Origin of the sequence: Streptomyces caeruleatus, from assembly GCF_001514235.1 — a bacterium.
In the GTDB taxonomy this organism is placed as follows: Bacteria; Actinomycetota; Actinomycetes; order Streptomycetales; family Streptomycetaceae; genus Streptomyces; species Streptomyces caeruleatus.
The window spans coordinates 1-930 of sequence record NZ_KQ948926.1; the positions used below are offsets into that span (position 1 = coordinate 1).

The following is a 930-nucleotide window of genomic DNA, read 5'->3' on the forward strand; positions in this document are numbered from 1 at the left end:
CAGGTGCTCGGAGTCCTGCTTCTTGTACTCGTTGTACTTCTTCAGACCGCCGTGGTACTCGTCCATCCACTGCTGGGCGAAGGTGCCGTCCTGGATCTCGGCGAGGACCTTCTTCATCTCGGCCTTGGTGGCGTCGGTGATGATCCGCGGGCCGGTGACGTAGTCGCCCCACTCGGCGGTCTCGGAGATCGACCAGCGCATCTTCTCCAGGCCGCCCTCGTACATGAGGTCCACGATCAGCTTCAGCTCGTGCAGGCACTCGAAGTACGCGATCTCCGGCTGGTAGCCGGCCTCGGTCAGCGTCTCGAAACCGGCCTTGACCAGCGCGGCCGTACCACCGCAGAGAACGGCCTGCTCACCGAACAGGTCGGTCTCGGTCTCCTCGGTGAAGGTGGTCTTGATGACGCCGGCACGGGTGCCGCCGATGCCCTTGGCGTAGGACAGGGCGAGCGCGAAGGCGTTGCCGGAGGCGTCCTGCTCGACGGCCGCGATACACGGAACGCCGCGGCCCTCCTCGTACTGGCGGCGCACCAGGTGACCCGGGCCCTTCGGGGCGACCATGCAGACGTCGACGCCGGCCGGGGGCTTGATGAAGCCGTAGCGGATGTTCAGGCCGTGGCCGAAGAAGAGCGCGTCGCCGTCGTTCAGGTTCGGGGCGATGTGCTCCTCGTAGACCTGGGCCTGGATCGGGTCCGGGACGAGGATCATGATGACGTCGGCCTCGGCGGCGGCCTCCGACGGGGTCACCACGCGCAGGCCCTGCTCCTCGGCCTTCGCCTTGGACTTGGAGCCCTCGTGCAGACCGACACGGACGTCGACACCCGAGTCACGGAGCGACAGCGCGTGGGCGTGGCCCTGGCTGCCGTAACCGATGACCGCGACCTTGCGGCCCTGGATGATGGACAGGTCGGCGTCGGCGTCGTAGAACAA

Annotated in this window: 1 protein-coding gene; it reads right to left on the bottom strand. The window is 67.2% G+C overall.

Annotated features, from left to right (window positions below):
- The coding region (gene ilvC / locus AQJ67_RS08815; protein ID WP_063807301.1) for a ketol-acid reductoisomerase at nucleotides 1-930 on the bottom strand (930 nt) is incomplete at both ends.